This is a genomic window from Pseudomonas sp. BR20 (genome assembly GCF_050780135.1).
Classification (GTDB): Bacteria; Pseudomonadota; Gammaproteobacteria; order Pseudomonadales; family Pseudomonadaceae; genus Aquipseudomonas.
In genome coordinates this window covers 4,047,292-4,069,542 of sequence record NZ_CP172012.1, presented here as the reverse complement: position 1 = coordinate 4,069,542, position 22,251 = coordinate 4,047,292, and the positions used below count along the sequence as shown (strand labels likewise).

8 protein-coding genes and 1 pseudogene are annotated in these 22,251 nt (G+C 63.4%); all 9 read left to right on the top strand.

Annotated elements, in window-relative coordinates:
* Positions 1-64: 64 nt before the first annotated feature.
* The 9 genes and pseudogenes from ACHPFG_RS18530 (at position 65) to ACHPFG_RS18490 (ending at position 22,243) form a co-directional block, all read left to right on the top strand.
* The gene (locus ACHPFG_RS18530) at positions 65-1,249 is read left to right on the top strand and encodes a substrate-binding domain-containing protein (protein WP_184745958.1); all 1,185 of its coding nucleotides are present in this window, start codon (positions 65-67) and stop codon (positions 1,247-1,249) included.
* A 205-nt stretch (positions 1,250-1,454) separates the two neighbouring features.
* Positions 1,455-13,718, top strand: a complete 12,264-nt coding sequence (locus tag ACHPFG_RS18525) for a filamentous haemagglutinin family protein (RefSeq protein ID WP_431700091.1) — start codon at positions 1,455-1,457, stop codon at positions 13,716-13,718.
* 1,212 nt (positions 13,719-14,930) lie between these two features.
* Positions 14,931-15,027 (top strand): annotated as a pseudogene (locus ACHPFG_RS18520) (transposase); the annotation flags it as partial.
* A gap of 265 nt (positions 15,028-15,292) precedes the next feature.
* Positions 15,293-16,882 (top strand): ShlB/FhaC/HecB family hemolysin secretion/activation protein, encoded by a 1,590-nt coding sequence (locus ACHPFG_RS18515; protein WP_431700090.1) that lies wholly within the window; start codon positions 15,293-15,295, stop codon positions 16,880-16,882.
* Between the two features lie 24 nt (positions 16,883-16,906).
* Positions 16,907-18,706 carry a DUF2341 domain-containing protein gene (locus tag ACHPFG_RS18510; protein WP_431700089.1) on the top strand — a complete coding sequence of 600 codons (1,800 nt, stop codon included), beginning with the start codon at positions 16,907-16,909 and terminating at the stop codon, positions 18,704-18,706.
* A gap of 11 nt (positions 18,707-18,717) precedes the next feature.
* A complete protein-coding gene (locus ACHPFG_RS18505) occupies positions 18,718-19,143 on the top strand; it encodes an ExbD/TolR family protein (RefSeq protein WP_010211136.1) in 426 nt (141 codons plus the stop codon).
* A gap of 3 nt (positions 19,144-19,146) precedes the next feature.
* Positions 19,147-19,851 (top strand): energy transducer TonB family protein, encoded by a 705-nt coding sequence (locus ACHPFG_RS18500; protein WP_131700694.1) that lies wholly within the window; start codon positions 19,147-19,149, stop codon positions 19,849-19,851.
* 46 nt (positions 19,852-19,897) lie between these two features.
* Positions 19,898-21,598 (top strand): putative porin, encoded by a 1,701-nt coding sequence (locus ACHPFG_RS18495; RefSeq protein ID WP_431700088.1) that lies wholly within the window; start codon positions 19,898-19,900, stop codon positions 21,596-21,598.
* 18 nt (positions 21,599-21,616) lie between these two features.
* Positions 21,617-22,243 (top strand): DNA repair protein, encoded by a 627-nt coding sequence (locus tag ACHPFG_RS18490; RefSeq protein WP_167655408.1) that lies wholly within the window; start codon positions 21,617-21,619, stop codon positions 22,241-22,243.
* Positions 22,244-22,251: the final 8 nt, after the last annotated feature.

Below are 22,251 nucleotides of genomic sequence, written 5' to 3'. Positions count from 1 at the left end.
AGCCATGGCGTCATGCAAGAGCCATCTACCCCAAACGTACAAACACGACGAAAGGAGATTCTTCATGTTTAAGCGCAACGTTCTCGCGGTATCCATGACCCTCGCTGCACTGTGCTCGGCACAGGCTGCAATGGCTGACATCAACGGCGGTGGTGCCACCTTGCCACAAGCGCTGTACCAGACCTCCGGCGTACTCACCACCGGTTTCGCCCAGTACATCGGTGTCGGCAGCGGTAACGGCAAGGCAGCCTTCCTGAACAATGACTACACCAAGTTCCAGGCTGGCGTGACGAACAAGAACGTGCACTGGGCGGGCAGCGACTCCAAGCTGAGCGCCACTGAGTTGTCGACCTACGCGTCTGCCAAGCAACCGACCTGGGGTAAGTTGATCCAGGTGCCATCGGTGGGGACTTCGGTTGCCATTCCTTTCAATAAAAGCGGTTCCGCCGCTGTAGACCTGAGCGTTCAAGAGTTGTGCGGCGTGTTCTCGGGCCGTATCAAGACCTGGGACGGGATTTCCGGTTCTGGCCGTACCGGTCCGATCGTTGTGGTTTATCGCAGCGAAAGCAGTGGTACCACTGAGCTGTTCACCCGTTTCCTGAATGCCAAGTGCAACGCAGAAACAGGCAACTTCGCCGTCACCACCACCTTCGGCACCAGCTTCTCCGGTGGCTTGCCTGCCGGCGCCGTTGCTGCTACTGGCAGCCAAGGTGTAATGACTGCCCTGGCCGCCGGCGATGGCCGCATCACCTACATGAGCCCGGACTTCGCCGCCCCTACATTGGCCGGCCTGGACGACGCTACCAAAGTGGCTCGCGTGGGCAAAAACGTCGCCACCAACACCCAGGGCGTTTCGCCTGCCGCCGCCAACGTGTCTGCCGCCATCGGCGCAGTACCGGTACCGGCTGCCGCTGATCGTTCCAACCCGGACGCCTGGGTTCCAGTCTTCGGCCCAGACAACACCGCCGGTGTGCAACCTTACCCAACCACAGGCTACCCGATCCTGGGCTTTACCAACCTGATCTTCAGCCAGTGCTACGCCGACGCCACCCAGACCAGCCAAGTGCGTGATTTCTTCACCAAGCACTACGGCGCCTCCAACAACAACGATGCAGCCATCACCGCCAACGCTTTCGTTCCGCTGCCAACCGCTTGGAAAGCCACCGTTCGCGCCAGCTTCCTGACCGCGAGCAACGCCCTGAGCATCGGCAACACCAACGTCTGCAACGGTATCGGTCGTCCGCTGTAACCCACGCTTTCAACGACCTGCAACACCTGATCAGCAACGGCCTGTGCCGTTGCTGGTTTTTGCGTTTGTACGGGTTTTCGATCCGCTATCAGGCCTTTATGAACTTTGCATGACAGAAGTTCAGTCCCGCCCCTCGCCAACCGCCTAACCCTCATACGTGAGCCTGTCTTGCTCCCTGCGTGATAACAAAGAAGGAAGATCCCCGATGGTCCGCTGCAAATCGCCGGTTAATCTGAAAGCTCAAGAAACTGTGCTGCGCCTCAAACCCCTGGCCCAGGCCATTGCGTTGTTGATGGTGGCGGGCAATGCCCATGCGGCCACGGCGTTCAGTTCCAGTTGGTTTGCCGATAAAGGTGCGACCCAGGCGGCGACGGCGGCGCGGATCAGTGCCGGGCAGGTGCCGGGGGTTCCTTCGCTGAACCAGCAGGCGCGAGTCAACCAGCAGTTGGCGCGTTCCATCAGCACCTTGAACACCAGTGTCGCGGCGATTGCGGCGCAGCAGGCAGCACAAGCGGCGGGGCGTCAGGCGGCGTTCGGCCAGGTCTCGACGATTCCCGATGGCCTCGGCAAAGGCGGCCTGCAGGTGGATAACAGCCTGACCCAGGGCTGGACCAACGCCAAGGGCCCGACCCAAACCCAGTCCGGTGGCAAGACCACGGTGAGTATCGAGCAGACCGCCGACAAGGCGATCCTCAACTGGGAGACGTTTAACGTCGGGCGCAACACCACGGTGGATTTCCAGCAGCAGGCCAGCTGGGCGGTGCTCAACCGCGTCAACGACCCCGATGCACGACCGAGTGAAATCCAGGGCCAGATCAACGGCGCCGGTACGGTGATGATCGTGAACCGCAACGGCGTGGTCTTCAGTGGCACCAGCCAGGTCAACGTACGCAACCTCGTTGCCGCCGCTGCGAACATCACCGACCAGCAGTTCACCCAGAGCGGTATTTACGTGGATGGTAACGGCACCCAGCCGACCTTCACCGACGCGGCGGGCAAGGTCGCGGTGCAGCGCGGTGCGCTGATCCAGACCCACAACCCGGCCACTTCGACGGATGCGGGCGGCTATGCCTTGTTGCTCGGTTCGGAAGTGGACAACGCCGGCACTATCAGCACCGCCAAGGGGCAGACCACCCTGGCCGCCGGCGACAGCTTCTACATCCGCAAGGGTGTCGGTACCACTGGCAACGACCGCTCCACCACGCGCGGCAATGAAGTGGCGACCAGCCTCAAGGCTGGCAGCAGCGCCGGCAAGGTCAGCAACAACGGTCTGATCATGGCGTCCACCGGGGACATCACCCTGACCGGGCACCAGGTGCAGCAAAATGGCGTGGCCCTGGCCAGCACGTCGGTGGACACCCGTGGCACGATCCACTTGCTCAATTCCGCCACCGACACCACCGGCAGTGTGACCCTGGGCGAGGGCAGTACCACTTCGATCCTGTTGGACAGCAGTGGCAGCACTGCGCTGAACAGCCAGCAAAGCAATGGCCTGATCAAGCTCGACGGCATGCCCGCCAACTTGATCACCGGGCAGTTCAACAACCTCAGTGCGGTGGCCGACCGTACCGACCAGTCGCGCATCGAGATCGTCAGCGGCGGCACCGTGGATTTCCAGAAAGGTTCGATCACCCTGGCCACCGGTGGGCAGGTCGCGGTCAGTGCCGCCGGGCGTAGTCTGGTGCGCGATGGGGCGATGATTGATGTATCCGGGGCTGTCGGCGTCAAGGTGTCGATGGAGTCCAACAACATCAAGATCAACGTACAGGGCAACGAGCAGCGTGACGCGCCGGTCAACCGTGAAGACGGGAAGCTGATCAACAACGATGTGTGGGTCGACCTGCGCGATCTGGTGTTTGTGCCCGCAGGCACCAACGGCTATGCAACGGATCGCTGGTACACCGCCGGCGGCCTGCTGGAAGTCGGTGGTTACCTTGGCACCCAGGGCCACTCGGTGGGTGAGTGGATGGCCCAGGGCGGCACCGTGACGTTTACCGGCAAGGAGGTGGTGACTCAAAAGGTTGCGCAGATCAACCTCTCGGGCGGCACCGTGGATGTGCAGGCTGGCTACATCCAGCAGACCTGGCTCAAGGGCCCGGACGGGCGCCTGTATGAGCTGTCCAACGCGCCGGGGGATATTCTCTATTCCGGGTTCTACAAGGGCTACGAAGACACCAGCAAGCGCTGGGGCCAGACCGATTACTACTACAACCCGATGATCGCCAAGCAACTCCGTTTCGAGAGCGGTTACACGGTGGGCCGTGATGCGGGCAAGCTGGTGGTCGGCACCACCAGTGCGGTGCTGGAAGGCCAGGTGATCAGCGATGTGTTCCAGGGCGATCGCCAGACCCAGGCGCCGAACATCAACCTCGACGGTTACCAGCAATCCCAGAAGGCCATGGCCCAACGGGCGCAGTTGATCATTGGCGGGTACACGCCGGTTTACAACAAGACCACCGGCACCCTGCGTTATGCGCTGACGGGCACTGCCGATGAAGTGTTGATCGACCGCAACACGCAGAAAATCGCCGACGGCCTGGACCTCACCACCGCATTGCCGGCGGATCGCCAGGGCAAGTTGGTGCTCGACAGTGATCAGCTCAATGGCTATCAACTGGGGGCGATCAAAGTCGGTGTCACGCAGCAGATCAAAGCAGGTGTCACGCAGCAGATCACCGTCAAGGGTGCGCTCAATGTGGCGGACGGCGGCGAGATCACCCTGTTCGGGCCTGTGGTCAACATCAACGCCAACCTCACGGCCCATGGCGGCACCCTCAACGCGGGCAACATCCTCAATCAGGTTAATCTCAACTCCGGCAATACGGTCGGCGATGTGATCCTCGCGGGCAGCGGGCGGGCCGATGTGGCGGCAGGCGTCAAGCTGGACGCCACCGGGCGTTGGAACAACCTGATGCTGGGCCCGAACAACCGCGAAGGCGTGGCGTATGTGAACGGCGGCAAGGTATCGCTGCGCGGCACCGGCAACGTGAACCTGGCGGCCGGCAGCGTGGTGGATGCGTCTTCCGGGGCCACCCTCGGCGTGGATGGCAAGCTCACCGGCGGCAAGGGCGGCGACGTGACCTTGGGCGCGCTCGGCTCCTTGGTGCTGGACGGCGAGATTCGCGGCTATGGCGTCAATGGCGGCGGCACCCTGGCGTTGCAGGCGCGCAAGGTACAGATCGGCGAGAGCGCCACCGCGCCCGACGTCGGTACCGTGCAACTGTCGGGCGATTTGTTCAACAAGGGCTTCTCGGCCTATGACATTACCGGCAACGAAGGCCTGCTCGTCACGAATGGCACTCAGGTGGATGTCACTACGCCGGTCTACCGTTTGGGCGAGCAGACGCTGGCCGCGCCGAGTGGCAGCGACCCCGCCACGGCCTTGGAGCGCTGGACGCCGGCGCTCTACCAGGAAAACCCGACCCAAGGCGTGCTGACCCAGCGTCGCGGTGCCAGCCTCACGTTGACGGCCGGCTCCAAGGATTCCACCGCCGCACAACTGGCGACCACCGCCTTGACTGTGGGCCGGGGTGCGGTAATCAACGTCGACCCCGGCCAGGGCATCAACCTGCGCAGCGTCGGCCAGTTGACCCTCAACGGCAGCCTGAATGCCTGGGGCGGCAGTGTCAGCCTGGGTGGCCTGAACCTGGCGCCGCAGGCCTGGGAACAGCCGATTGCCGCCGGTCATGACCGCTCGATCTGGGTGGGCGAGAACGCGCTGATCGACGTTGCAGCGCGCGCGGTCACGGCGGTGAGCAACCGAGGCAGCGTGTATGGCCAGGTCCTCAATGGCGGCAAGATCAGCATCGGTGGTGATATCAACCTGGCCACCGGCATTGCCAGCGCCGGCGATGTGTTTGTGGTGGTGCGCGAAGGCGCGCGCCTGGAGGCGTCCGGTGCCCAGGCGGTGCTGGATGTTCCAGGCCAGGGTCGTGTGCCGGTCGCCAGCAATGGCGGCAGCATCAGTTTTGCGTCCAACAATGGTCTGTACCTGGACGGCAGCTTTGTCGCGCGTGCCGGGGGCGCCGGCGCGGCGGGCGGCAGCTTGTCGCTGGCGCTGGAAAGCCCCTATTACGCGAAAAATGCGGTGAACGACCGGGTGCTCAAGGTGCGCGAGCTGGTACTCAGCCAGACCCATCAACCTGGCGCCTTACCGACCGGCGCCAGCCTGGAGTACGGTCACGGCCGTCTCGGTGTCGACCAGATCACCGCTGGCGGTTTCGACAACCTGGCCCTGCTCAGCAACGGCTTGCTGAGTTTCGACGGCGATGTGTCGTTGAACATGGGCCAAAGCCTGCGGTTGTACAGCGCCAGTTACAACCTCAGCGAGGGGGCGGCGGCCAATTCGCGGGTCAGCCTGTCGGCGCCTTACTTGCTGCTGGCCGGCATTCTTGCGCCTGCGCAAAGCAGTAAGGAAGCCTATGTGCGTGCGGTGCCGCTGCTGCCCAATCCGTCGCCGCTGACAACGGCGGCGCAGTTGCGTGCCAGCGCCAACTTGATCGATGTACGCGGCAATGTGGTGTTTGGCAACAAGAGCAACGTGCCGCTGGCGAATAACGCTCAGGTCGCGGTCGAGCGTCGCGGGTTCGACAATGTGCAACTGACCAGCCAAGGCGACCTGCGCTTCCTGGCCGGTGCCGATGCGAATGTGATCTCACAGGGCATCAGCACGCAACTGGTGACCAGCGGCGACATGACCCTGCGCGCCGCGCAGCTGTACCCCGCGACGGAAGTCGGGGCGCGCGTGCTGGCGGGGTTTCAGAACGAGAACTCGGGTTTTGACCCGACGCGCACATTGAGTATCGAACGCATCGGCGACGCCACAGCCGCTGTACCGTACTCGGCCTTCGGTCGCCTGCAACTGGGCGGTGCCAATATCCGCCAGGGCGGCGTGGTGCGTGCGCCACTGGGGCTGATCGAAGTCGGCATCCTGAAGTCGGGCAAGGTTGAACTGTTGCCGGGTAGCCTGACCTCCGTGAGTGGCAAGGGCCTGGTGCTGCCTTACGGCGGCACGGTGGATGGTCAGGTCTATATGTACAACGGCAAGAAAGTCACATTCGTTGGCCAGGGCGCAACGGATAACAGCGGTGGTTTGTATATCGGGATGGTATTGGGTGGGCAGTCGGTGGCGGTGCAGCCGGAAGCAACGGTGGATTTGTCCGGCGGTGGCGAATTACTCGGGGCTGGGTTCATTTCCGGACGTGGCGGCTCTACGGATGCGCGCCTTAACCCGTTGGTGCAATTCGGCGCAAATGGCGGTTTTGTGTTGCCGGGCCTGAGCACCAACCCGATCTACGCGATTGTGCCGGGTGTGCAACCCGGCTATGCGCCGGTGGCGCCAGAAGGCGGTGCGGTAGATCCGTTGATCGGCCAGCAAATCAGCATCGGTGCCGGTGTGCCGGGGCTGGCAGCCGGTACCTACACCCTGATGCCTTCCACCTACGCGCTGATGCCGGGCGCGTTCCGGGTGGAGATCAACGGGCTGGCGGGGCTCGGCGGCGATGGCTCGACCCAACCGTTGCGTAATGGCTCATGGGCCAGCACCGGGCGCCTGTCCATCGCCAATACCGGCATCGGCAACAGCCTGTCCAGCCAGGTTATCCTGACCTCCGCCGACACCTTGCGCCGATACTCTCAGTACAACGAAACCGGTTACGCCCAATTCGCCGTGGCCGATGCAGTCAGGCTTGGCGTGCCCCGTGCCTTGCTGCCCGTGGATGCCAGGACCTTGCAACTGGCCTTGCGTCCGGGGGCGGGCGCGCAGGCCTTCTCGTTCGATGGCACCGGTCGCTTCGAGGCCGCTGACGGCGGTTATGGCGGTACCGTGGCACTGATCAATAAAGACGGCGGGATTGGAAGAGATATCGAGATCGTGGCGACCGGCAAGGGTGCCAGCGAGGGCTTTAACGGTGTCAGCGTGCATGCGCAAAGCCTGAACGCCCTAGGCGCTTCACGTTTGTTGATTGGCGGGATGACAGTGGTCAATTACGGCCAGGCCGGTAATTACATTAACGTCGCTGGTGGCACCACCGGCGCCATTATTCTACGTGACGGTGCCCAACTGACAGCGCCGGAAGTGCTGCTGCTGACCGGCATCGGAAGCATCGTTGTCGAGCAAGGTGCCTCGATCAACACCATTGGCCGTGGCAAGGCCAGTTATGACGCCCGTGACGGTTTTGTCTATAACGTGGGGAACATGCTGGCGGTGTCCAACGGTTTGCTCAACGTAGTCGCCGCGCCGTCATTGGGCGAAGTCATCAGTGGGGGCATCCAGTTAGGCGTGTGCAACAGCGCGCCCTGCAGCGGCCAGACAGCCCTGTATTCCGAAGGCAGCATCGTTACCTTGACCGACAGCTCCCTGCAGATGGGCGATGATGTGCGCTATGGCACCCGCCACCTGAACCTGGGTGTGTCCAGCATCAACGTCGGCAGCCCCGAAGCCCTGGCCGATGCAGCCGCCAACAATCGCCTGCCGGTGGGCATGACCCTCAACCAGCAAGTGCTGGAACGCCTGCTGCGCGGTGACACCCAATTCGGCGCCCCGGCGCTGGAAACCCTGCAACTGTCGGCGCGTGACAGCTTTAACTTCTACGGCACCACCACCCTGGACACTTATGACGCCGTGACCGGCAAGTCGTTGCTGAGCAACCTGATGCTGTCCACGCCGGCGATCTACGGCTCTGGCGGCTTGAACGACGTGGCGACTATCCACACCGCCAACCTGATCTGGCAAGGTGCCGTCGCGCCGCCTGTGGCGGCGTTGACCGGCGGTGCCGGCAGCGGCAGCGGGCGCCTGGACATCAATGCCGAGCGTATCGAATTCGGCTATGGGGATTTTGCCCAGCCGAGCACGACCAAGACCTTCGACCGCCTCGCCCTGGGCTTTGCCAACGTCAACCTCAATGCCAGTGAGCGCATCACCGCCAACCACAAGGGTAGCCTCTCGGTGTACCAGAGCCAGGGCGCGTTTGATGCGATCAAGGGCTTTGCCTACAGCGGCGGCAACCTGAATATCCTCACGCCGCTGATGACCGGTGAGGCCGGTTCGGTCAACCGTATTACCGCCGGTGGCGCGATTGATGTCAGCGCCTCGGCTGGCGCAGTAGGCAAGGTGGACGGCATCGGCGGCGAATTGTCATTGCAAGGCGATAGCCTTCGCCTGGCCACTGCCGTGGTACTGCCCAGCGGCAAGGTCACCTTGGGCGCGCGGGGCGACGTGGTATTGACCGATGCCGCCTCGATTGATGTGTCCGGCCGGGCCATTGCCTTCAATGACTTGACCAAATACAGCGCAGGCGGCGAGGTTTTGCTGGAGAGCCGTGCCGGCAATGTGCAGCAGGCCGCCGGTTCGACCATCGACCTGTCGGCGCAGCACAACCAGGCGGGCAAGTTGCGCGCGGTGGCGGTGGACGGCGCTGCGGGGATCGTCGACCTGGCAGGCAAGATCATCGCCGGCAGCAGCGGTGACTACGATGCCGGTGGCACGCGGGTGCCATACCTCGCGGGTGCGGTGGAGATCCAGGCCCAGCGTCTGGGCGGCAGCGGTACGCTCAGCGACCAGTTCGCAGCGCTCAACCAACGCCTCAACCAAGGCCAGGTCTACGGTGCGCGCAGCTTCCAGCTCAAGCAGGGCGACCTGACCATCGGCAATGACGTCAAGGCCAACAGCGTCAACGTCTCGATCGACAATGGCAGCCTGCGCGTGACCGGCCTGGTGGATGCCAGCGGCGAGCGCGTGGGCAGCATAAACCTGGCCGCCAAGCAGGGCCTGACCCTCGACGGCAGCGCCGTGCTGGACGCCCATGGCACACAATTGCGCGTGGACAGCTACGGCAAGATCATCGATTCGCCTAACCGCGCCATCGTGGTCCTCGGCTCTGGCCAGGGCCAGTTGACCCTGGCCAATGGTGCGCGCATCGACCTGCGTCACGGTACTGCTGCCGCGACCGGCAATGACGGGCGCAACCGTGGCACGCTGGAACTCAACGCGCCGCGCGTGGGCGGCAATGACATCGCCATTGACGCCAGTGGGCAGTTGACTATCCAGGGCGCGCGTTCGATTGCGCTCAATGGCATGAGAACCTACGACGATGCCCCGACCAACACCGATGAAACGCCCAATGGGCGCCCGTACCAAGTGATTGATCAGGACTACCTCACGAAAGTCGTCGATCCAGCAAATACGAATTTCATCAACGCCGCGCGTGTTAACAGCAACTTGCTGCAGAAGCTCGCCGGCTTGAACAACGCCACGTACGGCGATGTGTTCCACCTGCGCCCCGGCGTAGAGATCATCAGCAAAACCCCGGATGGCGACCTGGTGGTGCAGGGCGATCTGGACCTCTCCAGCTATCGTTACGCCAGCCTCAAATCAACGGCCAAGACCGAGTCCGGCAGCCTGACCCTGCGCGCCGGTGGCGACCTGAATATCTATGGCAGCATCAACGACGGCTTTGCCGCGCCACCGCCCACCGACGATGACAATGGCTGGGTGCTGCGCGCCGGTATCGACTACACCGGCGGCACCGTGGTGGTACCGGGCAGCGGCGTGACCCTGGAGGTGGGCACTGTGTTCCCTGCGGGCGCTGCGCTTAATTTCGATGTACTGACCAACCCCCTGTTTCTGCCGGCGGGCACCCGATTGCCCGTCGCGGCTACGCTCAAACAACCGTTGGTACTCCCGGCGGGTACGGTGTTGGCGGCGGCTGTTCGGGATGCCTCGGGCAATGTGCTGTTCGCGGCGGGCACGTTGCTGACTCAGAGCCAGACCCTCGCCATCGGCAGTGTCCTGGATGCCGGCAGCCTGTTGAGCACGTCAGCCAGTGTCGACGGCTTGATCTGGCCCAAGGGCGTGCCATTGGCCACCAAGGTGACCCTGGCCGCCAGCCAAGTGCTCCCCCGGGGCGCCCTGTTGCCGTCGGGGACAGACGTGAAGCTGCCGGGCGGCGTGGAGTCGGTGGCGTTGCGTGACGCCGGCCATCCGGGCAAAAACTGGGCAATTGCTCCCATGCTGGAGGAGGGTGCGCAGTCGTGGTCGATTCGCCTGGTTGCGGGGGCCGACACTGAGGCAGCCGACAGTCGCCTGCTGCAACCGCATCCGGTAAGCGGCAATCTGCGATTGGCGGACAGTCATTATGGTATGTACGGACAGGCAGCTGTGGTCTGGACCGAAGAGGGGTCCGTCGGCTGGTTTGGCGATGACAGCATGACGGGGCAGCCTATTGATTTTGCTGGTATTAACTACCCGGAGGTGTGTACTGATTTTCCTGAGTTCTGCTCCACGCAAGGCGATGGCTATACCCTGGTTTCGGGTAGCAGCACCCGCTTCAGCGTAATACGTACCGGTGCAGCGGATCTGGATCTGCTGGCCGCCGGTAACCTGAGCATGGAGTCGCTGTTCGGTGTCTACACTGCCGGCAACGCATCCGCCGGCACCTCCGCCAACGCCCCCTATAATCTCAAGCGCGCCTTGGGTAGCAATGACAAGGTTCTCGGGGACGCAGGGGCGAACGAAAAGCTGGTCAATGGTGGCACTGACAGCCTGTACCGCGCGTGGTACCCGGAGATGGGTGGCAATTTGCTGGTTAAAGCGGGTGGCAACCTGACTGGCAATATCACCAGCCCGTCGCTGATTAGCATCGGGCGTCCGTTAGGCGATCTCGGTGTGGACTCAACCAACGTCGGCAACTGGTTGTGGCGTCAGGGTAATGGCCTCAGTGGCAGCCAGGCGCAAGCCACCGCCTGGTGGATCAATTTTGGTTCCTATGTGGCAAGCCAGCGGTCGGACCAGATGGTCGGGTTCACCGGGTTCGGCACCTTGGGTGGCGGCAACCTCAATGTTGATGTCGGCGGCGATGCAGGGATCATCAGCCCTGTGTCGCCAACAGCCCAGAACGTCAGCGCCCGCAGCCAAGGCCTGGTATTGGCCGTCGGCAGCACCGGCCGCGTCGCCACCGATGGCAGCGTCCAACTGACCGGTGGCGGCGATCTGAACCTGCGGGTCGGCGGAGCGTTAAACCCAGCCAGCCAGATCAACACAGACCACCTCAATGGCGCACTGGTGAATACGCGAGGGCATGTACAACTCACTGGCGGCGCTCTGGGTAGCCTGACGCTGCTGTATGGTAACCAGGCCAGCTACCAGAGCCCGAGCGAAGTGCGCGCCTACGATCCGCTGCGTTCCACGTCCGCCAGGGCGGCTGGTGGTTTGAGCCTGTTGCCGGGTGACGCTACTTTCAGTCTGGCCACCCGCGGTGACCTGGTGTTGCAGGATGTCGCCGACCCGGGCCGCGCGCCGCAAGTCAACGCGTTGGCCTACGCGAGCGGTGGTATCAACGGGATTGGACACAGCTGGTTCAGTCTGTGGACCGACCGCACGGCGGTGGACCTGTTTTCCGCCGGGGGCAACCTCACGCCCCTGACCCAGACGCTGGACACCGACATGGCAGCCGTCTATCCCGCCACCTTGCGCGCCGTCGCCGCCAGCGGCAGCCTGTATTACGGCCGTGCATCAAGCGGTGACCCAAGTACGGTGCCGCCGCTCAGGGCAATGGTGCTGGCGCCTTCGGCCAACGGGCAACTGGAACTGCTCGCCGGCGACTCGATCTACGGCGGCGACCTGCCCATCAGCCGCTCCAGCGCAGCCCCGCAAAGCCTGGCGACGATTTTGCACCCGGCGTTTCTCGGCTTCCTGAGCAATCAGATCCCGGTAAGCGGTAGCGGTAATCTGTCCAGCGATGGCAGCAAAGCCACCTTCATGGTTTCCCCGCTGTTTGCCTTTGGCCCCAACACGGTCAGTATGGCCTGGGGTGACGCCCTGGAACCTGCACGTTTCTATGCGCTGAGCGGGGACCTGCTGGGCGTCAACAGTGGGCGTGCCCTCACGATCACGGGGGCAAGTGACGCTCGGCTCGGGCAAACCTTTTACGAAGGCGCAGGCCCGGTGTGGATGCAGGCCGGGCGCGATATTGTCGGCAGCGGCACGCGCTTGAGTGGTGCCAGCGGTGGTGTCACGGACACGGGGCAATACACCTTCATCGGCAACCTGTTCGTACACAACAGCCCCACCGATATCTCCATCGCCAGCGCCGGCCGCGACATCCTCTACAGCAGCTTCAACGTTGCCGGCCCCGGCACCCTGGAACTGACGGCGGGGCGCAACATTCAGATGGAAGACAAAGTCGCTGTGAACAGCCTGGGTGCTGTGGCGGCGGGCGATAGCCGCCCTGGCGCAAGCATTGTCATGCAAGCCGGCGCGGGCCTCAACGGCCCGGATTACCGTCGCTTCGTCGAGGCTTACCTAAACCCCGCCAACCTGGCGCAATCGGGTGAGTCGTTGCAGGGCAGCAAAGTCGCCAAGACCTACGAGAGTGAACTGGTGTCTTGGCTCACCGAACGCTTCGGCTTCGCCGGCGACAGCGAACAGGCCCGTACCTACTACGCTGAACTGCCCGCCGAACAACAACGGATCTTCGCCCGCGACGTGTACTTCGCCGAACTCAAGGCGGCCGGCCGTGAGTACAACCAGGACGGCAGTGTGCGCCAGGGCAGCTATGTGCGCGGCCGTACCGCGATTGCCAGGTTGTTCCCCGAGACCGACGTGGCCGGCAACCCGATTACCTACAAAGGCGACATCACGATGTTCGGCGGCGCGGGCGTGCACACCAACTTCGGTGGCTCGATCCAGATGCTCACGCCGGGTGGCCGCCAGACGTTCGGCATCGAAGGCGCCGCACCGCCGTCCACGGCTGGGGTGATCACCCAGGGCGCGGGAGATATCCAGCTGTACTCCCTGGGCAGCATCCTGCTCGGCCAGAGTCGCATCATGACCACCTTCGGCGGCTCGATCATGGCCTGGACCAGCGAGGGCGACATCAACGCCGGTCGTGGCTCCAAGACCACCGTGGTGTACACGCCGCCCAAGCGTGTCTATGACAACTGGGGCAACGTGAGCCTGTCGCCGTCGGTGCCGAGTACCGGCGCGGGGATCGCCACGCTCAACCCGATCCCGGAAGTGCCGGCGGGGGATATCGACCTGATCGCGCCGATGGGCACCATCGATGCGGGGGAGGCGGGCATTCGGGTGTCCGGCAACGTCAACATCGCCGCCTTGCGGGTGGTGAACGCGGCGAACATCCAGACCCAGGGCAAGTCGTCCGGGGTGCCGGTGTCGGCCACCGTCAATACCGGGGCCATGAGCTCGGCCAGCGCAGCGGGAGCGGCGGCGTCCCAGGCTGCAGAAGACGCGGCGCGCAGCCAGCAGGCGGCGGCCAAACAGGGCCGGCCGTCAATCATGACCGTGGAGGTGTTGAGCCTGGGCAGCGAGCCGTTGCCGCGCGATCCGGAGCCGCAGCAGAAAAACTCCAGCTACAACCCCAACAGCCCGGTGCAGGTGCTGGGCGCGGGGCCGCTGAGTGAACAGGCGCGGGCGCGGTTGACGGATGAGGAGCGTAAGCAGATCAGTTTGTAGAACTTCAGAAGGACCTCTCGATGTACCGTTCGGGGCGATCAATGATCGCCCCATTTTTTTGGGGGAAGCAGAAGGGCGGCGAGCTTCTTATTAGCCGAGCGGTAGTGGGGGGGCTCGGTTAAAACTGTGGGGGCGACGATTCGACTTGCCCTGTGGAGGCTCGGGAGCCGACGACTCTCTAACGGGTGCCCTGGGAGTGAAATGTGGGAGGGGGCTTGCTCCCGATGGCGGTGTGTCAGTACCAAATTCATCAACTGACACTCCCTCATCGGGGGCAAGCCCCCTCCCACATTTGGATCTCCATCCAGCAGGTAGACCTCAGCCTGCTTTTGCTCTGCTTTTGCTCTGGCTTTTGATCTTGATCTCAGGCGCCCCGTTAACCACGCTGGCCGAACGCAGGCTTGAATCCGTGGGTAACCCGGCAGGACGCCGGGTTAGCCGTCCTGGGCCAGGGATGGCCCATGACGGCGGCCCACGGATTCAAGCCTGCGTTCGGGCATACCGAGCCTCGGCGAGGTACCGAGTGGTGGGGCAAGAGCCCTTTGGTTACTTTGGGGCTTTTCCAAAGTGACCCGCTGTAAGAGCGGAACCCTAAGTGGCCGTTACCGCAGCAACGGATATGTACTCATTCCAACCCCAGCAAATGGTCGGCCCAGAGGCCGCCATCGGGAGCAAGTCGAATCGTCGCACCGCCCCTCCCACATTTCTAAGCGAGTACACCGGGCACAACTCCGCTCAGCTCTAGGGCCGCCAAAGCAGCCTCCCGAAAAATTGCCCCCCTCACAATTCCAAATGAAGCTTTCATGACAAAAGTTCGGTAGCTCATCGCCACTTCCGTCTTGCCTATGTAACGCGCTGGAGGCCGCCACAAGCCGCCTCCCCAGCCGTCAGCGGGACGCCAGGAGTGGGGCAATGGGAACTATGGAACGTTACTCGAAAGTCGGCATGCAGGAGCTCGACCAGCGCCTGTCGAAGATCGTCGAGGCCGCGCGCAAGAAGCCGGTTTCGGTGTACCGCTACGGCGCGCCGTGGGTGTGGATCGTCTCCCAGGACGACTGGCAGGGCGCGTTGAAGGAAGTGTCCAGCTACATCCCGGCAGGGCATTCGCTGGTGTTGTTGCGCCCGCAGATCGACGAGGTGCTCGAGCAGCACCGCGACCTGCTCCAGGCCGAGCCGGGCATGTTGATCGCGCCGCAGACCGTGGTGCAGATCCTGCTGCTGCAACTGCTGTATTCGGTGCCCAGCGAACAGCAGCTGCACGAGCAACTGAACTACAACCTGCTGTTCCGCTGGTTCGTCGGCCTGGAGCTGAATCAGAAGGTGTGGAGCATCCACGTCCTGCAGCGCGACATCGCCAGCCTGTTGAACAACCCGCAGGCCGTGCAGTTGATCCAGACCATCATCGGTGAAGTGTTCTGCGGCGCCTTGCTGCACATGCCGGAGTTCTCCCTGAACTTCGCCTTGCTGCACACCTGGCTGGCGCGGCACAGCCATCTTTCGACCAGCAGTAATTGAGCAGGCCAGACGCCGTGCAATCGGCGACGGCGAAAAATCTTAGACAGTTAGGGGGCGGTGTGGAGCATCTGTTCAAATCAACGCTGGCGTTGTGCTGCCTGACGCTGGGCGTCCTGGCGCCACCGGTGTGGGCCGAGGAGGGCGATGAGGCCCCGGCGCGCAAGGTGGACGTCAACGAGTACTTCGTGCGCGGCAATACCGTGCTCGATGCGGCGACGATCGAGGAGGCGGTGTACCCGTTTCTCGGCCCGCAAAAGACCCTGGACGATATCGAAGGCGCGCGCGATGCGTTGCAGAAGATCTACCAGGCGCGTGGCTATCAGTCGGTGTTTGTCGAGCTGCCGGAGCAGAAGGTCGATGACGGCATCGTCTATCTGCAGGTCAGCGAGACCAAGGTGGGCCGTGTGCGTGTGGTTGGCGCCAAGCACTACTCGCCGGTGGAGATCCGCGACGAAGTGCCGGGGCTCAAGGAAGGCGCGGTGCCGGATTTCACCACGGTGCAAACCCAACTGGCCGGGCTCAACCGCAGTGCCGGTCGGCAGGTTACGCCACTGGTACGCGAAGGCCAGCGCCCCGGCACCATGGACGTGGACCTGCAGGTCGAAGACCAGAACCCCTGGCACGCCAGCCTCGGCCTGAACAACGACTACAGCGCCGACACCGAAAAGCTGCGCTCGGTCGCCACCCTGGGCTACGACAACCTCTGGCAACTGGGCCACAGCATTTCCCTGACCTACTTCACCGCGCCTCAGGACACCGAGAACGCCAAGGTCTGGTCGGGCTCCTACAGTGCGCCGTTGAACGAACGCTGGACCTTGCAGTTCTCCGGTTACCAGTCCGACAGCAACATTGCCACCATCGGCGGCAGCAACGTGTTGGGCAAGGGCCACTCCTATGGCGTGTCCGCCATCTACAGCTTGCCGGCGGCGGGTAATTGGGCCAACTCGTTCTCGTTCGGTGTGGACTTCAAGGATTTTGACGAGCAGATGAAGTTCGGCTCCAGCAGCGACCAGGTACCGCTCAAGTACGCACCGTTCACCCTGGGCTACAACGGCTATCGCTACACCGAGCAATCCCAGTTGGGGCTGGGCTTGAACCTGGTGGTGGGCACCCGTGCATTCTTTGGCTACGGCAGCGACGCCGAAGAGTTCGATTACAAGCGCTACAAGGCCAGCGCCAGTTTCGCCGTGCTCAAGGGTGACCTGAATTACACCTACACCTTCGCCAACGATTGGCAGTCGGCCTCCAAGGGCGCTTTCCAGTTGGCCTCCGGGCCGCTGGTGTCCAACGAGCAGTATTCCGCCGGCGGCGCCACCTCGGTGCGCGGCTACCTGGCGGCCGAGCGCACCGGGGACGAGGGGTATTTGCTCTCCCAGGAACTGCGCACGCCGTCCCTGGCCAAGTTCCTCGGCAGCTACGTGCAGGAGTGGCGCTTCTATGCGTTCGCCGAAGGTGCGCGCATGCGCCTGCACGACCCGCTGCCCGAGCAAGAAGACGAATACAGCCTGGCCAGTGTCGGCCTTGGCACCCGCGCCAGTTTGAGCAAGTGGTTGTCCGGCAGCCTGGACTGGGGTTACCCGCTGCTCGATGGACCGAACACCCAGAAACAGGACTCGCGACTGCACTTCAGTGTGCAGGCGACTTTCTGACTTTTTCTTCCGGAGACTTCACCCATGCAACGCCTATTCCTGAGCCTGTTGATCTGCCTGGGCTTCGCGCTCCCGGCCACCGCCCATGCCTGGTGGCAGGACGATTGGCACTACCGCAAACAGATTTCGGTGGACACCACCGCCCAAGGCGCCGCGATCAATCAGGCCCTGGGCCGCACCGCGTTGCTGGTGCGCCTGCACACCGGCAACTTCACCTTTGACGGGGTCAAGGACGACGGCGCCGACCTGCGCTTTGTGAGTGCCGATGACAAGACCGTGTTCAATCACCAGATCGAAAGCTTCGACCCATTGATGGGCATGGCGTTGATCTGGGTCGATGTGCCCAAGGTCGAAGGCGGCCAGCGCCAGGACATCTGGATGTACTACGGCAACCAGAAGGCCCCGGCCACCGCTAACGGCCAACTGACTTTCGACCCGAATTACACCGCGCTCTATCACTTCGATGGCGCCAACGCGACGCCGCCACGGGACACCACGGCCTACGCCAACACCGCGTTGAACGCCACCGGCGCGAGCATCGACGGCGTGATCGGCCGCGCCTTGCAGTTCGCCGGCCAGCCGCTGCTGTTGCCGGCCAGCCCGTCGCTGCAACACGCCGCCGGCGCTGCCTTCACCTTCAGCGCCTGGCTGCGCCTGGATCAGGCCAGTGGCGAGCAAATCGTGCTGGCCCGGCGTGACGGCGCCCACAGCCTGTTGCTGGGCCTGAACCAGGGTTCGCCGTTTGTGGAGATCGACGGCCAGCGCGCGGTGTCGACCCAACCCCTGAACCCTGGTCAATGGCAGCACCTGGCGTTCACCGCCGAGGGTGACAAGGTCACGCTGTACATGAATGGCCGTGAAACCGCCAACCTCGCCGTGGCCATGCCCGCGTTCAACACGCAACTGGCGATCGGCGCCGACCTGCCGGAAGCCGGCAGCACGCACCTGCCGTTCGCCGGGGCCCTGGATGAGCTGCGCCTGTCCAAGGTGGCACGCCCGGCCGCGCTGTTGCTGGCTGACGCGAGTGCCCAGGGCGCCGAGTCGAAACTGGTGGCCTACGGCGTGGATGAAGAACAGTCCGGTTTCGGTTTCGGCAGCCTGGGCTTTTTGCTCAACGCCGTGCCGGTGGACGCCTGGGTGATCATCCTGGTGCTGGTGGCGATGATGTTCCAGTCGTGGGTCATCATGTTGCGCAAGAACCGCCAGGTCAGCCGTTTGAGCAGTGCCAACGAAGTGTTCCGCGAGCACTTCGCCCAGATCGGCACGCGCCTGGAGATGTATGCCGACGACGCGCAGTTGGCTGAGCGCCTGAGCCATTCTTCGCTGTGGCGCCTGTACCTGGTGGCGGTCAAGGAGATCCGCACCCGGCGTGCCCAGGGCGCCGACACTTCGTCGGTGTCGGCGGCGACCATCGAAGCGATCCGCTGCTCCATGGACGGCGTGCGCACCCGTGAGAACCAGGCCCTGAGTTCCAAGTTGTCGACCCTGTCCAACGCCATCGCCGGCGGCCCGTACATCGGCCTGCTCGGTACGGTGCTGGGGATCATGGTGGTGTTCCTCGGCACGGCCATGGCCGGCGACGTGAACATCAACGCCATCGCCCCAGGCATGGCGGCGGCCTTGCTGGCCACGGCCATGGGCCTGTTCGTCGCAATCCCCGCGTTGTTTGGCTACAACCGCCTGATCACGCGTAACAAGGAAGTCAGCGCCGACATGCGGGTGTTCGTCGACGAGTTCATCACCCGTCTGGCGGAGATGCACGGCGAGAGCCAGCACAGTGAAACCGCGCACCGTCGCGACCATCACGCATCGGTTCCGGCCTGAGGAGAATCGCCATGGCTTCCGTAAATGCCTCCCACGACGATGACGATGATGCCGCCGTTGACAGCATCAACATCACGCCCCTGGTGGACGTGCTGATGGTGGTGCTGGTGATGTTTATCCTCACCGCCACCGCCCAGGTTTCGGGGATCCAGATTCACCTGCCCAAGGCCAGCGCCTCGGTGTCGCTGTCGGAGGCCAAGACCAAGGCCATTTCCGTGAACGACGGCGGCCAGGTGTTCCTCGACGCGTACCCGGTGACCCTCGGCGAACTGGAAGAACGCCTGCGCATCGAGAAAGCGCTGAACCCGGACTTCCCGGTGATCGTGCGCGGCGATGCGATGGTGCAGTACCAGAAGGTCATCGAGGTGCTCGACCTGCTGCGTCGGCTGGAGCTGTCCCAGGTCGGGCTGGTCACCGGCAAACCGAGCCAGGGCTGAGTCATGACCGCACAGATCCCGATCGCGCCATTGCCGGTGAAGAACAAACCGCCGTTGCGCCCGTTGAAGTGGGGCGCCGGCCTGTTGCTGGGCGCCGTGGCGGCCTGGTTTCTCTGGCAGTGGGCCAATGACATGAGTGGCGTACGCCGTGAAGCGCCGAAGGTGCCGACGATTATCCCGTTGCCGCCACTGCCGCCGCCGCCCCCGGAAAAGCCCAAGGAGCCCGAGCCCCAGGTTGAAGAGAAAGTCCCGGAGCCGGTGCCGAGCCCCGAGCCCGAAGAGGTCAAGCCGGCCGAGGAAGCACCGCCTTCACCGAATGAAGACCTGGCCAACCCGATGCAGATCGACGGCGATGCGCAGTCCGGCAACGACGGCTTCAACATCGGTGCCGGCAAGGGCGGCGGCATGGCCGGCAGTGGCGGCGGTGGGCTGGGGACCGGCACGTACAAACAGTACCTCGCCGGTACGTATCAGCGCCTGATGCGCGAAGACCCTGAGCTGCGCAAGAAGGCGTTCTCGATACAGATAGACCTGTGGTTGGGCGCCGATGGCCAGGTGACGAAGGCCGTGGTGGCCAAGTCCAGCGGGGATGCCGAGACCGACGCGCAGATGCTCGCGTTGATCCGAGCGCCGCGTGCCACACAGAAACCTCCGGCGTCGCTGACGCTGCCCATGCGCCTGTCCCTCAAGGGCCGGCGCCCGGATTGATTGCACGAAACCTCTTATCTACGGTTTTTACAGGAGTTGCGTACACATGATTTCCCCCGTGAATCGACTGACCCTGGCGGTTGGCATGGTCATCGCGACCCTGGTCGGGCAAGCCGCGGCAGCCCCGGTTGCGCCTTCGGAAAACGTCACCATCAACCTGATCCGCCTGCTGGTGCAGCAAGGTGTGCTGACCCAGGACACCGCCAATGGGCTGATCGCCCAGGCCGAAAAAGAAGCCCAGCAGGCCCGCCAGGCCAATGCCGCGCCGGTGGTCGCCAGCGGCCCGGCGACCGCGCCTGGCGATGTGCGCGTGCAGTACGTGCCGCAGGCGGTGCGCGACCAGATCCGCGACCAGGTCAAAGCCGAAGTCATGTCCACCGCCAAGAAGGAAAACTGGGCGCAGCCCAATACCTTCCCCGACTGGATCTCGCGCATCAGCTTTGATGGCGATATTCGTCTGCGTGACGAGTCGCGCTACTTCTCGGGCAACAACAGCAACAACATCACCGACTTCGCCAAGCTCAATGATACGGGCCCGTACGACGTCAACAAAAACTCCAACACCAAGTTCCCACCGCTGATCAACACCCGCGAGGACCGCGAAAACCTGTTCCGCCTGCGTGCACGCCTGGGCATGAAAGCGGTGATCTCGCCCGAATGGACCGCCGGCATTCGTATCGCCACCGGCTCGGACAATAACCCGGTGTCCACCACCCAGACCCTGGGCGGCGGCTTTGGCAAAAAGGACATCTGGCTCGACCAGGGTTACCTGAGCTGGAAAACCACCGACTACATGACGTTGACCGCCGGGCGCATCGGCAACCCGTTCTATTCCACCGACATGATGTATTCCAACGACCTCAACTTCGACGGCGTGGCGGCGATCTTCAACCACAGCCTCAACAGCGAGTGGGGCCTGTTCGGTACCCTCGGCGCCTTCCCGGTCGAATACACCTCCGACACCGCCAGCACCAATGGCATCGACAAGGAAGACAGCGACACCAAATGGTTGTTTGGCGGGCAGATTGGCGCCGACTGGAAGATCAACCGCAGTAACCGTCTCAAGCTCGCCGCTGCCTACTACCAGTTCCAGGACATCGAAGGCGAGCGCTCCAGTCCTTGCTCCACCTGGCAGGGCGCGGCGGGTTGCGACACCGACGGCACACGTGTGGCCTTCATGCAAAAAGGCAACACCGTGTTCAACCTGCGCAACAACACCACCAACCCGGCTGATCCTGTCCGCACGCCCGACCCGCAATACGTAGGCCTGGCGTCCAAGTTCGATGTGCTGGACCTCAACCTGGTCTGGGACAGCGAACTGCCGAGCGACTTCAAGCTGCGCAGCCAGGCGAACTTCATCCACAACCTGGCCTACGACAAGGGCGAGATGCTCAAGCGCAGCGAAGGCGAGATCGTCAACAACCTCAACAGTAATGGCCAGTTTGAAAGTGGCGGCAATGCGCTGATGGTCTCGTTCACCCTCGGCAGCGCCCTGGAGATGCGCAAGCGCGGCGACTGGAACGTGTTGGCCGGCTACAAGTACATACAGCCCGACGCCTTGCCCGACGGCTTCAACGACTCGTCGTTCCACCTGGGCGGCACCAACGCCAAGGGTTATTTCATCGGCGGCAACTACGGTATCGACAAGAATATCTACGCCAGTGCGCGTTGGTTGAGCGCCTCCGAAGTGTACGGCCAGCCGTTCGAAGTCGATGTGATGCAACTGGAACTCAACACGCGCTTTTGATGCGCAGGGAGATGCCACATGAACACTCGAATCTGCGCGCTGCTACTGCTGCTGGTGTCCACCGGCGCGTCGGCCGAAGGCATGGAGGAACGCCTGCGGACGCAATTGCGCAGCACCACCCAGCAATTGCAGGCGCTGCAAAGCGAACAGGCCCAGGCCAGTGCCGCACGGCTGGCCGCCGAAAACCAGGCCAAGCAGGCCCAGGCGCAAATCAAGCAACTGACGGCCGAGCTGGAAAAGGCCCGTGGCACGGCTGAGCAACTGGCCGGCCAGCAACAGAGCCTGCACAGCCAGGCGCAGGCCCAGGTAGCGGCGAGCAACGAGCAGATCGGCAAGTTCAAGAAGGCCTATGACGAACTGCTGGTGCTGGCCAAGGGCAAGGAAGCCGAGCGCGCGCGCTTGCAGGCGGCCTTAAGCGAACGTGACACACAAGTGCAGCAATGTTCAGTCAAGAATCAACAGATGTACGGCGTGGCCCAGCAACTGCTCGCGGCCTACGAAAAAATCGATGTGGCCGAGGTGATGAGCATTCGCCAGCCGTTCGCCAGCAGCGCCCGGGTGAAGTTCGAGGAACTGGCCCAGGGTTTTGGCGATGATCTGTACAAGAGCCGTTTTGATGCGCCCCAGGCAACTGCCAATCACTGATAGACAAG